General features: G+C 44.0%; 8 protein-coding genes. 4 read left to right on the forward strand and 4 right to left on the reverse strand.

The window, feature by feature from the left end; translation table 11 throughout:
• The first annotated feature begins 327 nt into the window (after positions 1-327).
• The 4 genes from L2748_RS10425 (at position 328) to L2748_RS10440 (ending at position 5,712) form a co-directional block, all read left to right on the forward strand.
• A complete protein-coding gene (locus L2748_RS10425; RefSeq protein WP_220782346.1) occupies positions 328-1,440 on the forward strand; it encodes an efflux RND transporter periplasmic adaptor subunit in 1,113 nt (370 codons plus the stop codon).
• Positions 1,441-4,554, forward strand: coding sequence for a multidrug efflux RND transporter permease subunit (locus L2748_RS10430; protein ID WP_220782347.1), 3,114 nt, complete (start codon positions 1,441-1,443; stop codon positions 4,552-4,554).
• A gap of 238 nt (positions 4,555-4,792) precedes the next feature.
• Positions 4,793-5,002, forward strand: a complete 210-nt coding sequence (locus tag L2748_RS10435) for a hypothetical protein (protein WP_220782348.1) — start codon at positions 4,793-4,795, stop codon at positions 5,000-5,002.
• A gap of 236 nt (positions 5,003-5,238) precedes the next feature.
• Positions 5,239-5,712 (forward strand): LabA-like NYN domain-containing protein, encoded by a 474-nt coding sequence (locus L2748_RS10440; protein ID WP_220782349.1) that lies wholly within the window; start codon positions 5,239-5,241, stop codon positions 5,710-5,712.
• Between the two features lie 84 nt (positions 5,713-5,796).
• Here the strand turns inward: L2748_RS10440 and L2748_RS10445 are convergent, their stop codons facing one another.
• The 4 genes from L2748_RS10445 to glgX all read right to left on the reverse strand — a co-directional run bounded on the left by L2748_RS10445 (position 5,797) and on the right by glgX (position 13,452).
• Entirely contained in the window at positions 5,797-7,509 is a 1,713-nt protein-coding gene (locus tag L2748_RS10445; protein ID WP_246616218.1) for a glycogen synthase, read from the reverse strand.
• A 3-nt stretch (positions 7,510-7,512) separates the two neighbouring features.
• A complete protein-coding gene (glgC, locus tag L2748_RS10450; RefSeq protein ID WP_220782350.1) occupies positions 7,513-8,781 on the reverse strand; it encodes a glucose-1-phosphate adenylyltransferase in 1,269 nt (422 codons plus the stop codon).
• A gap of 61 nt (positions 8,782-8,842) precedes the next feature.
• On the reverse strand, positions 8,843-11,323 hold the full coding sequence (locus tag L2748_RS10455; protein WP_220782351.1) for a glycogen/starch/alpha-glucan phosphorylase: 2,481 nt from the start codon (positions 11,321-11,323) through the stop codon (positions 8,843-8,845).
• A complete protein-coding gene (gene glgX, locus L2748_RS10460) occupies positions 11,320-13,452 on the reverse strand; it encodes a glycogen debranching protein GlgX (RefSeq protein ID WP_220782352.1) in 2,133 nt (710 codons plus the stop codon). The genes L2748_RS10455 and glgX overlap by 4 nt, the downstream gene beginning before the upstream one ends.
• Between the last annotated feature and the right edge of the window lie 3 nt (positions 13,453-13,455).

Here is a 13,455-nt window from a genome sequence, read left to right on the forward strand (position 1 = left end):
CCAGCTTCGCTCTTAACAACTTAAACCATTTGAATTACAGCCTTAACAAAAGCGATTCACTAAGCAGCCTATCAGATAAACGAGTGACTTCACTCAACTCACAAAATCAACGTAACCTCAGCACCAACTAAACAACTCGTCAGATTTAACACCCAACAAAATGAAGCCAAAATGATAACCAAGATAATAAAAGGTTAAATTTGATCTTATACAGATAAATCTAAGTAAAACATTAACTTATTATTTTCCTTACTTTACATTGCTTTACCCTACGGCAGTTTTTTTTATCTAAAATATTGCTAACTTTGGCAGTGTAAGTAATCATCCATGAAACCATCTTATATTATTATTCCTTTAATCTTGATTGTCGTAGGCGCAGTTTCCTATAGCAGCTACTCAGAAGCTAAACGCAGCGACAGCAAAGAACGCCCAGTGCGCACCGTTCCGGTGGTAACAGGCTTGGTCGAACAACATGATTTATCTCAATCACTGTCCTTGATTGGCAAGCTTGATGCAGAACAATCTGTATTTATTGCGCCGCAAATTGCAGGCAAGATTAAATCGATTCAAATTAATACTGACCAAGAAATTAGCCAAGGTCAGATCTTAGTACAACTTGATGACGCCAAAGCACAAGCTGCACTAGCAGAAGCCAACGCCTACCTTGCCGATGAAAAGCGTAAGCTAAAAGAGTTTCTCAAACTGATTGATAAGAATGCCATCACAAAAACCGAAATCGATGCGCAAACTGCTAGCGTCGACATGGCTTTAGCACGTTTAGCTGCGGCTCAGGCCGATCTTGATTACCACTACTTAAGCGCACCATTTTCAGGTACAGCAGGCCTTATCGATTTCAGCCAAGGCAAAATGGTCAGCGCAGGCACTGAGCTTTTATCCCTAGATGATCTTTCAAGCATGCGCCTTGATTTACAAGTGCCAGAAAACTACCTGTCTCAGTTAAGTGTTGGCATGGCCGTTAGTGCTAAGAGCCGTGCTTGGCCAGATCAAGCCTTTATCGGAAAAGTCATCGCCATCGACTCTCGCGTCAATCAAGACACCCTAAACCTCAAAGTCAGAGTGCAGTTTGATAACCCTCAGCATCAGCTAAAGCCTGGCATGATGATGTCTGCAACCATGTTATTCCCGAGCGTTTCTGAGCCAGTGATCCCAGTACAAGCGCTAGAATACTCAGGGACTAACCGCTTTGTTTATGTTATTGGCACTGATGGTATTGCTAAGCGCACTAAAGTTACTTTGGGCGCACGTATTGATAATGAAGTACTAATCACAGAAGGACTTAGCATTGGCGATAAAGTGGTGGTTCAAGGTTTAGTGAATATGCGTGATGGTCTGCGCGTGGATGATTTAGCCGAATCAGCCCTAGCTAAAAAACCAGCCAATGAAGCGAAAGAAGAACAACAAGCAAGAGGAAGCATCTAAATGTGGTTGTCTGATGTTTCAGTAAAACGCCCGGTTGTTGCCATAGTACTGAGTTTATTACTCTGCGTGTTTGGCGCAGTCTCTTTCACTAAACTTGCCGTACGTGAAATGCCGGATGTTGAAAGCCCAGTGGTTACCGTAATGACCACCTATGAAGGTGCATCTGCCACCATCATGGAAAGCCAAATCACCACCGCATTGGAAAGTGAGCTAACCGGTATTAGCGGTGTTGACCAGATTCAGTCAGTTACCCGTAACGGCATGTCACGAATTACGGTCACTTTTCTATTAGGCTGGAACCTGACTGAAGGTGTCAGTGATGTACGTGACGCCGTTGCCCGCGCACAGCGCCGTCTGCCCGATGAAGCAAACGATCCTATCGTCTCTAAAGATAATGGTACCGGTGAGCCATCGGTATATGTCAATTTAAGCTCGTCTGTCATGGACAGAACCCAGCTAACAGACTACGCGCAGCGGGTACTTGAAGACAGATTCAGCCTAATATCTGGCGTAAGTAGTGTCGATATCTCGGGTGGCTTGTATAAGGTCATGTACGTTCAGCTTAGCCCAGAGTTAATGGCTGGTCGTAATGTTACTGCCGCAGACATCGTAAAAGTACTCAATAAAGAAAACGTTGAAACACCCGGCGGTGAAGTACGTAACGACACCACAGTCATGGCTGTTCGTACCGCGCGTTTATACCAAAGCCCTGAAGACTTTGAATACCTTGTTATTCGTACAGCAAATGATGGTTCACCTATCTATCTAAAAGATGTGGCTAAGGTATTTATTGGCGCAGAAAACGAGAATTCAACCTTTAAAAGCGATGGTGTGGTTAATATCTCATTGGGGATCGTTGCGCAATCTGACGCTAATCCGCTGGAAGTTGCGCAAGATGTACATAAAGAAGTTGACCTCATTCAAAAGTTTTTGCCGGACGGCACTAAGCTGATTGTTGACTATGACTCCACGGTATTTATCGACCGCTCGATTGATGAAGTCTTCAGCACACTCGCCGTTACCGCTCTATTGGTTATTTTAGTGCTGTACATCTTTATCGGCCAAGCAAGGGCGACATTAATCCCCGCGGTAACGGTACCAGTATCACTAATTTCCGCCTTTATCGCCGCCAACATATTTGGCTACTCGATTAACCTTTTAACCCTAATGGCATTGATTTTATCAATTGGCCTAGTGGTTGATGATGCCATCGTGGTGGTAGAAAACATCTTCCATCATATAGAGAAAGGCGAGCCGCCAATTTTGGCAGCCTATAATGGTACCCGTGAAGTTGGCTTTGCCGTTATGGCTACCACCGCGGTACTGGTGATGGTCTTCTTGCCGATCTCATTTATGGAAGGCATGGTTGGCCTACTGTTTACTGAGTTCTCGGTTATGCTAGCAGTTTCAGTACTGTTCTCGTCGCTAATAGCACTGACCTTGACCCCAGTCCTTGGCAGCAAGATTCTTAAAGCAAACGTAAAACCGAATCGTTTTAACTTGGTCGTTGATAGCGCCTTTAGACGCCTTGAAGACGGTTATCGTAAAATGGTAACCAAAGCCGTATCACTGAGATTGGCTGCGCCATTAGTGATTATTGCCTGTATCTTGGGCAGTGGCTGGCTAATGCAACAGGTTCCAGCTCAGCTTGCGCCACAAGAAGATCGCGGGGTAATTTTTGCCTTTATTAAAGGCGCTGAAGGTACCAGCTATAACCGTATGGCTGCCAATATGGAAATTGCCGAAGACAAACTGATGCCGCTTTTAGGCCAAGGCGTAGTCAAGTCTTTTAGTATTCAAGCGCCTGCTTTTGGTGGCCGTGCCGGCGACCAAACCGGTTTTGTGATTATTCAGCTAGAAGACTGGAACGAAAGAACCATTAACGCTCAGCAAGCGCTCGGCGTGATTTCAAATGCATTAAAAGGCATCCCTGATGTTATGGTTAGGCCGCTACTACCAGGCTTTAGAGGTGGCTCAAGTGAGCCAGTGCAATTCGTTTTAGGCGGCTCTGATTACCAAGAGCTATTTAAATGGGCGACTATGCTCGAAGAAGAAGCGCTATATAGCCCGATATTTGAAAGCCCTGAAATCGACTATAAAGAAACTTCACCTGAGCTGGTTGTTACCGTTGATAAAGAGCGTGCAGCCGAGCTTGGAATTAGTGTTGCTGAAGTGTCTGAAACCTTAGAAATCATGCTTGGCGGTCGCAGCGAAACCACCTTTGTTGAGCGTGGTGAAGAGTACGATGTTTACCTGCGCGGTGATGAGAGTAGCTTTAGTAACGTGGCCGATCTTAGCCAAATCTATATGCGTTCTAGCAAAGGTGAGCTAATCACCTTAGATACCATTACCCATATTGAGGAAGTGGCATCGGCGCTTAAACTGAGCCACAACAACAAGCAAAAGTCGATTACCCTAAAAGCCAACTTAGGCGAAGGTTACACCTTAGGGGAAGCACTCGACTTCTTAGATCAAAAAGCGATTGAGATCCTGCCTAGTGACATTAGTGTTGCTTACACAGGTGAGTCTAAAGACTTTAAAGAGAACCAAAGCAGTATCTTTATAGTATTTGGCTTAGCGCTACTGGTCGCTTACTTAGTGTTAGCTGCGCAGTTTGAGAGCTTTATTAACCCATTAGTAGTGATGTTTACCGTACCTATGGGGGTGTTTGGTGGTTTCTTAGGTTTATATCTAACGGGCCAAGGACTGAATATCTACAGCCAAATTGGTATGATCATGCTGATTGGTATGGTGACTAAGAACGGTATTTTGATTGTTGAATTTGCTAACCAACTACGAGATAAAGGCCTTGAGATTGAGCAAGCGATTATCGACGCATCGACTCGACGTTTACGCCCTATCTTGATGACTGCGTTCACCACCCTTATTGGTGCAATACCGCTAATTCTATCTACAGGAGCAGGCGCAGAAAGCCGCATTTCCGTCGGTACAGTGGTGTTCTTTGGTATGGCCTTTGCTACTTTTGTAACCTTGCTGGTTATCCCAGCCATGTATCGCTTGATTTCGGTAGCAACTAAGTCGCCAGGTTATGTAGAGTCGCAACTTGATAAAGCGATTGAAGAGCATAAACAGCTAACGTCACAATCATCTTAATATTTAGACTTGATGATAACTAGAAAACGGCTCAATAGATAACAGCTAAGTAGCAATTATCTACCTCACTAAAAAGGAGTTCATATTAATAATATGAGCTCCTTTTTGTTGATCCTTAGCAAGCCATAACGAGTAAAAATACACTGCAAAGCTAGATATTGATTCTATACTCAAAGTAAGGCAGGAGGATTTACTGCTAGTTTTTAAATCTGTTTATTAGCACAAGGAGGTCACGCTTATGGATGAAACTGACTTTACTCGCAACAATTACACTGATAATTCAACAGCGCCCGATGATAGTAATATCTATGATACTGTGCATATTGACGGTCAATTTATTGTAGAAAGACGAACTGGACGCGACAATCGATCTAACAGCAAACTAAGAGCCTACGATAGACGCCAATCACCACAAAGCTGCCTTCCAGATATTGATATCTATATTTAGTGAGCTATTTTGAAAAAGCCGCTAACAACATAGTTAGATATAGTTAAATGCCAACCGCGATAAAAGATGATGAGCTAGCCTCATGAGTTAGTGCTAGTGTACTGAGTTAGTGATAGTCTCATGAGTTAGTATCAATCTAGCTAACAACTTCTGACTATGCTCAGCAAAACCAAGTCTAACTAATTAAGTCTAACTAATTAAGTTTAACTAAATGAGCCTAACTAAATGAGTCTACTTTGAAAAAAATCGCTCTGTTTGTTGATGTGCAAAACATCTACTACACCTGTCGCCAAGCATACGGCCAACAGTTTAACTATCGTAAACTATGGCAACATTTAGGTTATGAGGGCGACATAGTACAAGCCACCGCCTATGCGATTCACCGTGGCGATGACGGCCAACTAAAATTTCAAGACGCTTTAAAACACATTGGTTTTGACGTGAAGTTAAAGCCCTTTATTCAGCGCAGTGATGGCTCAGCTAAAGGTGATTGGGATGTGGGGATCACCATCGATATTATGGAAGCCGCTAGTGAAGTCGACTGTATTATTTTGCTCTCTGGCGATGGTGATTTTGACTTGCTTATGCACAGGATCCAGCAAAAATATGGTGTTGAAACTCAAGTGTATGGCGTGCCAAGCTTAACCGCAAAGTCGCTAATTGATTCTGTTAACCAGTTCCATGAAATCGACAGTAGCTTGTTGCTTTAGCATTTTAATTGACAATAAAAGCATAAATTAAAAAAGGCTCAACCATGAATTGGATGAGCCTTGACTATAATAACACCGCACTCGCTAAGCTAAATCATAAAGCGCATTTTTATAGCGTTTTGCTTGGCTTAACCAGTCAAAACGAACAGACTTAGCGCATTGCTGCATTTGCTGCCATTTAGCGCTGCCAGACATAGATAATGCCTTATCAAACGTTGCTAGCAATGATAAACCTTGCAGCTGTATATCTTCCCCCTCAAAGACAAAGCCAGTCTCTAAATGATGTACCGTATCTTTAAGGCCGCCGATATGATTGACTAAGCACAACTGCCCTGCTCGCATCGCTAACATCTGACTGATGCCACAAGGTTCAAATGAGCTCGGCATCAAAAACAATGAACCTAACCCATATAACTGTTTTGATAATTGCTCATCGTAACCATCCATAAAGATAAACTGCTTATGTTTGGCGGCGATATCAGCAAACTCACGAGCAATGTTATTATCACCGCTACCTAGCATCACAAAGCGAGCGTGGCTATCATGCTCTGCAAGTTTAGTGAGCAGCACTTCTAACACCGTTTTGCCACGCAAACTTTTGTCACTCAACTCAAGAGAGAAGCGATGACGTAATATCATCACCTTTTGATCGGTTAAGCGGCCAACAGAAGTCAACAAAAATGCCTGCTGCGCTTTCGAACCTTTAGTATTCCTAAGGTTAATTAAGCTCTCAGATTGCCATTGCAGTAAACGACTCTGCGCAATAAAGTCCTGAGTTCTTACCTCTAATTTACCCACTTGCCAATTAATAAGCTTATCTAAAGCTTGCTCAACAAAACCCAGCTTTGAATAATCACGATCAGCTATAACATCCGTTCCTTGCATATCATCGGGATACATACAGCCATTTAAAATTCCTACTAATGCCTGATTATCTAGCTTTACTTGCAAGTCATGCTCTAGTCCCTCACCACCAAAAAAACCTTGTTCAGGTGAAGATGGCCTAAGCACTTCATGGGCGTAACTCGGAGACACTAAATGCACTTTATCGCTAAGCACAATCCCAGCGCGCATCGGGTTTACACAGTTGTAATAACGCGGATCCTGCAACAAACAAAGCTGTTCAGGGCTAAGATCTGCACTTAAGCTTGGATACCAAGCTGCAAGCGATGATGAATCACCACTTAGCGGCCTAATGCCCTGCAATGCCAAATTATGAATACTAAATACACAAGGCAAGTCTTGTAAAAAACGGTAGCGGCGATCAAAAGCGCGCAGCGCTGCAAACATCCCCGTATGCCAATCATGCAAATGAATATGGCTAGGAAGCTCATCAAAAACTTGCCGCGGTTTATCGGTATAGAAATCCTGACTTAAGGCTTCAGCTACCGCCAAGTTGAACAGTGCAAACTTTGTAGCATCCTCAGCAAAGGGACGTTGTGCGTCCCCTTGCGAATAAGCGCCAAGGCTGCCATTAAACAGCTTATGTTCAAAAAGGTAAAAGTGGCTGTTTTCAAGCTTTGGGTTAGCTGCGCGGTAAACCGCTACGCGCTGATGTTGCCCTTGAAAATCAACGTCAATGTTAGCCACCCAATGTGCGTTTGCTGAGGCGATTAATGAGCCGAAGCTTGGCATTATCACATCAACCGCGATATTGAGTTTTGCCAGCGCAAGCGGTAGATCATGTAACACATCAGCCATGCCCCCCACTTTAGCGCCGGGGATGGCGCCGTTTTCAGCCGCAAGCATTAACACTCTAGGCTGGGGGTTATTATATTGATTATCCAATATCGACATAAATTATTCGTACCCTACTGGTAAACCTAGCATGTCACGAGTGACTAACACTTTGCCTTTTTCAGACACTCTAAAGCCCTTGGCTTTATCTTGCTCTTGGTTGTAACCAATCACACTGCCCTCAGGAATAATGCAGCCTCTATCGATAATCGCATTCTTGATCTTACAATTACGCAGCACGACAACGTCTGGCAATATCACTGAATCTTCAACTGTTGAGTAAGAACAAACCCGCACTTCATTAAACAGCACACTTCGGCGCACCGTTGAGCCCGAGATAATGCAGCCTCCTGAAATAATCGAATCAAGCGCCATACCACGGCGGTCTTCATCATCGAATACAAATTTTGCCGGTGGTAACTGCTCTTGATAGGTCCAAATAGGCCATTTAGCATCATAAAGGTTTAGCGCTGGTGTCGGTGACAATAACTCCATATTGGCTTGCCAAAATGAGTCTAATGTACCCACATCACGCCAATAGGCTTCTTCATTGGGTAGTGCACTACGAAAACGATGGGCATACACTTTATGCTCTTTGATAATCGATGGAATAATATCTTTGCCGAAGTCCCTATCTGAGTCGGCATTTTGCGCATCGCGCTTAAGCTGATCAAATAAAAACTCAGTATTAAAAACGTAATTCCCCATCGAGGCCAAACACATCTCAGGATCTTCAGGCAGATGCTTAGGCAATGCAGGTTTTTCCTCAAAACCTAAAATTCGCTTTGACTCGTCAACTTCCACTACACCAAATGCTCCAGTCGCTTCAGCAACCGGTACCTCTAAGCAGGAAACTGTCATATCCGCGCCCGACTCAGCGTGAGTCGCTAAAAGGCCGGCATAATCCATGCGGTAAACATGATCGCCTGACAAAATCATTACGTACTTGGGTAATTCATGGCGGATAATATCGATATTTTGAAAAACAGCATCCGCAGTACCTTGATACCAGTCATCGGAGTAACGCTGAGAAGCAGGCAAGATCTCAACCGACTCACCTAACTCCTTTTTAAAGTGACCCCAACCGCGCATAACATGCCGAATAAGTGAGTGAGATTTATATTGGGTCACAACGCCAATTCTGCGGATCCCAGAATTGATACAGTTCGATAGAGGAAAATCAATAATTCTGAATTTACCGCCAAAATAGAGAGATGGCTTTGCGCGCCAATCCGTCAATTCATGCAAGCGAGAACCGCGACCACCAGCAAGAATAATGGCGTAGGTATCACGAGTTAAATTACTAATATAACGTGGGTTGGTTTTGGTCATTAACGTTCACTCCTTGAACTAAAAACTAAATTGATTCGAACTAAACAGGTGTTAATCATCATTAGGCCTTCCAGATTTCATCGCGATATTTAGCAATGGTCACGTCACTCGAGAAACGGCCACTCGCTGCCGTGTTACGAATACTCATTTGAGTCCACGCCGTTTGGTTCTTATAGACTTTCGCGACGTGCTCTTGGCTTAAACGGTAGGACTCAAAATCAGCTGCGGTCATCCAAGGGTCATCGCAACTTGTAATTGCAGTGATTAACGGTGAGAAGATCCCCGGCTCTAACAAACTGAAATGGCCGCTATCGATAAGCGTTAGCACTTCATTTAGTGCCGGTGATGCATCAATGAAATGCTGCGGACGATAATCTTGGCGCTGCTGCATCACTTGCTCTGCAGTTAAACCAAACAAGAAAAAGTTGTCTTCACCCACCTCTTCAAGCATCTCAACATTGGCACCATCTAAAGTGCCTATGGTCACCGCACCGTTCATCATGAATTTCATGTTGCCCGTCCCCGACGCTTCTTTACCGGCAGTAGAGATCTGCTCAGAAAGGTCCGTAGCTGGGCAGATTTTTTCCATCGCGCTAACGTTATAATTCGGCAGGAAGGCTACTCTTAAGAAAGGCGTGACACTCGGATCAGAATTAACCATGTGCGCCACATTGCTGGCTAATTTAATGATGAGTTTTGCCATGGCATAACCCGGCGCAGCCTTACCTCCAATGAGCACACATCTGGGCACCATGTTACTGGTATTGCCTTGCTGAATTTGATGATAGAGATGAATTACGTGCAAAATATTTAGCAATTGTCGCTTATATTCATGGATACGTTTAACCTGCACATCAAACAGCATATTGGTGTCAAAATCGACATCACACTCAGCTTTGATTAACTGTTGTAATACCGCCTTGTTGTTTTGCTTCACCTGCTGCCACTCTTTTATAAACCCCTTATCATCGGTAAATGCATTCAGGGCGTTTAAATGGCTAAGATCAGTGACCCAATCGTTTCCTAAACGCTTGGTCAATAAGCTCGCTAGTTGAGGATTACAATTTGCCAGCCAGCGCCTAGGAGTCACGCCATTGGTTTTATTATTAAACTTGTGCGGCCATAACTGATAAAAGTCTTTAAACAAACCAGAAGTCAACAGCTTGCTATGTAGCCCTGCGACGCCATTAACTGAAAAGCTGGCAACAATAGCAAGATATGCCATGCGCACATGAGGCTCATTTCCCTCTTCTATAATCGACATCGCAGCCAATTTTTGTTCATCGCCAGGCCATTGATGAGCGACAAGATCTAAATAACGGGCATTGATTTCGAAGATAATCTCGAGGATTCTAGGCAGCATATGCTCAAGCATACGCACAGACCAACGCTCAAGGGCTTCAGGTAATAAGGTATGGTTGGTATAAGCCATTGTTTGGCTAACCACTTGCCATGCTTGATCCCATTCCAGAAAATACTCATCAATCAATAAGCGCATCAATTCAGGAATGGCGATACTTGGGTGAGTATCATTGAGCTGCATAACATTAAATTTAGCAAAATCACTAAAATCGGTTCCATGCTGGCGCACCCAATTGTTCAACAGATCCTGTAAGCTTGCCGAACTCAGAAAATACTGCTGCCTTAATCGCAGCTCTTTACCATTCTCGCTAGCATCATTGGGATACAGCACCATAGTGATCTGTTCTGCCATATTTTTGCGGGCAACAGCCTCGGTATAATCACCTTGGTTAAACTCTTCTAAATCAAAATCATCAGTCGCTTCTGACTTCCAAAGCCTTAAGGTATTGACGCGATCGTTTTTATAGCCCGGCACTGGCATATCATAAGCAACGGCAAGCACATCTTGAGTATCTAGCCACACCACATTGCGGCGTCCATTTGGGTCCACATAACTGCTGGTATGACCGAAAAATGGCACTATAACATTATGCTCTGAGACTCTAACTTCCCATGGGTTACCTTCGCGCAACCAACGATCGGGGCGTTCAACCTGAAACCCATCCACCAACTTTTGTGCAAACATGCCGTATTCATAACGAATGCCATAGCCAGTAACACTCAAATCTAGGCTTGCACAACTATCAAGAAAACACGCAGCCAATCGACCTAAACCACCATTACCTAAGCCGGCATCATGCTCTACTTGTTCAAGCTCTTCTAACTCAACCGCATAGGCTTTTAACAGCTCTTGGGTTTCTTGCAGTAAGTCTAGATTCATAACGGCGTTGCCCATGGCTCTGCCCATTAAGAACTCCAGTGACAAATAGGCAACTTGTTTACGCTCAAACTGGCTATCAGCCTGACGCGTCGTACGCCATCGCTGCAACATTTTTTCTTTTACACTTAACGCTAAAGCTTGAAATAGCTCTTGCTTATCATACTTGTCTCGACCTAAACCATGATTAACATGGCGCTGTACTCGCTGAGCAAGTGAGCTGTCTTCTAGTTTAGATAAACTCGTTGTCACTTTTTTCGATTTAGATTGGCTCTTTCCACTTGGTTTTACAGGCGTTGTCATGCAGTTACTCCTTTATGTTGGGCGTAAAACAACATTAAACTTCGGTCTTGTAGCAATAGGGTTTGATTTGCAGTTATCGATATTGAAGCGTCTTCTACAGAGCAGATCTGTAAGTTTGTCTGTTCACTACTGGTATCGATAATTTGTTGCCAGATAGGAAATGCATCTAGCGGCGGTACGTTAAATTCTAGGGGCTGTTCATCGCTATTTAGCATTAACAATAATGCTTGCTGCTTGCCTTTTACCCCCTCTAATTCACCTCGTAGGATTAAGCTCAAACTGCGAGTTTGCCCTTCTGCCCAGGCGACTTTTGTCATTGGCTGACCTTGACGGCAAAACCAATCAAGTAAAGGTGAGTCTTCGGCATCGTTGTGAATGTAACGCGGAAAACATAAGGCCGGAAAACGCTTACGCAGAGCAATTAGCGCCCTAGTAAACTGCAGCCTTTGTTGCTGCCAATCAGCCAAATCCCAATTAAGCCAAGTAAGCGGGTTATCTTGGCAATATGCATTGTTATTACCCTGCTGACTGTGACCCATCTCATCACCAGCAAGCAACATAGGCACACCTTGAGAGAGCATTAAACAGGTCAATAAATTGCGCGCCTGTCTTTGCCTTACTAACTGGATGTCGAGCTGGTCGGTGTCGCCTTCAACGCCATGATGGGCACTAAAATTTTCTTGGTGACCATCACGGTTATCCTCACCATTGACCTGATTATGACGCTCTGCATAGCTAATAAGATCTTGTAAGGTAAAGCCGTCATGGCTGGTAATAAAGTTAACACTTGCACTAGGGCCTCTAGCAGAATGCTCGAACAAATCGCTAGAACCATGGATCCGCCTAGCGAACTCTGGTAATACGCCAAAGTCACCCCGCCAGAATCGCCGCAAGGTATCGCGGTACCTGTCGTTCCATTCACTCCACCCTTGAGGGTACGCACCGAGCTGATATCCACCGGGACCAATATCCCACGGCTCAGCGATAAGCTTAACCCTGTTTAGCACAGGATCTTGGGCTATCGCATCGAAGAAACCTGCGCCGGCATCAAAGCCATAAGACTCTCTACCTAGCGTGCTAGCCAAATCAAAACGAAAACCATCTACGCCCATGATTTCAACCCAATAGCGCAAAGAGTCCATAACTAGCTGCAATACCCGTGGATGACTAATATTTAACGTGTTGCCACAGCCGGTATCATTAATATAGAAGCGTTTGTCTTTAGCTTGTAATCGGTAGTAACTAAGATTATCTATGCCTTTAAAGCATAAATTGGGCCCTAAGTGATTGCCTTCGGCCGTATGGTTATAAACCACATCTAATATCACCTCGATACCCGCGTCATGCAGCGCGCTAACCATTTGGCGAAACTCTTCAACATTGCCTTGGCTAAGATAAGCACTATGGGGGGCAAAAAAACCTAAGCTGTTGTATCCCCAATAATTAGTTAACTGTTTATCTTGTAGAAATGCTTCTGAAATAAAGCTATGAACCGGCAACAGTTCTACAGCTGTCACCCCTAAATTGGCTAGATGTGCTAGGCTACATGGCTGGGATAAACCTAAAAACGTACCTCGGTGGCGTAATTCAACTGCTGCGTTTTGCTGACTAAAGCCTTTAACATGTAATTCATAGATAACACTTTGATCAATAGCAGTACTGCCCCCCTCGCGTTTAAGTGGGTTGATTGGCGGTAACTTGCGATAATCTAATGCCTTACACTTAGGCATATACTCACTGTTATCACGCAGATCTAAAGATAAGTCTTCGTCGCTGCTGGTTTTGTCGTAAGCATAGTGACTATCGTGCTCAACAAAGCCACCAACCCACTGCTTTGCATAAGGGTCGAGCAATAGCTTGTAAGGATTAAATCTGTGTCCAGAATGTGGCTCATACAAACCATCGACTCGATAGCCGTACACCTGTCCAGCTTTTAATCCTGTTAGATAAATATGCCAAACTTGCTGCGTTTTTTGCGCTAACTGGATTTGCTGAGTTTCGAAGTGACCACTTTTATCAAATAAGCACAAGGTCACTTTTGTTGCATGGGCGGAAAAGATCGCAAAGTTAATCCCATTGTCATCAACTGTTGCCCCAAGTGGATAAGGTCTTCCCTTTAATACCTGCACCCG

It is taken from the genome of Shewanella sairae (assembly GCF_023283535.1).
In the GTDB taxonomy this organism is placed as follows: Bacteria; Pseudomonadota; Gammaproteobacteria; order Enterobacterales; family Shewanellaceae; genus Shewanella; species Shewanella sairae.

Bases quoted from the DNA above. Each gene is read 5' to 3' on its own strand.
- L2748_RS10425 (WP_220782346.1), top strand. From the start codon at position 328: ATGAAACCATCTTATATTATTATTCCTTTAATCTTGATTGTCGTAGGC.
- L2748_RS10430 (WP_220782347.1), top strand. From the start codon at position 1,441: ATGTGGTTGTCTGATGTTTCAGTAAAACGCCCGGTTGTTGCCATAGTA.
- L2748_RS10435 (WP_220782348.1), top strand. From the start codon at position 4,793: ATGGATGAAACTGACTTTACTCGCAACAATTACACTGATAATTCAACA.
- L2748_RS10445 (WP_246616218.1), bottom strand. From the start codon at position 7,509: ATGTCGATATTGGATAATCAATATAATAACCCCCAGCCTAGAGTGTTA.
- glgC (WP_220782350.1), bottom strand. From the start codon at position 8,781: ATGACCAAAACCAACCCACGTTATATTAGTAATTTAACTCGTGATACC.
- L2748_RS10455 (WP_220782351.1), bottom strand. From the start codon at position 11,323: ATGACAACGCCTGTAAAACCAAGTGGAAAGAGCCAATCTAAATCGAAA.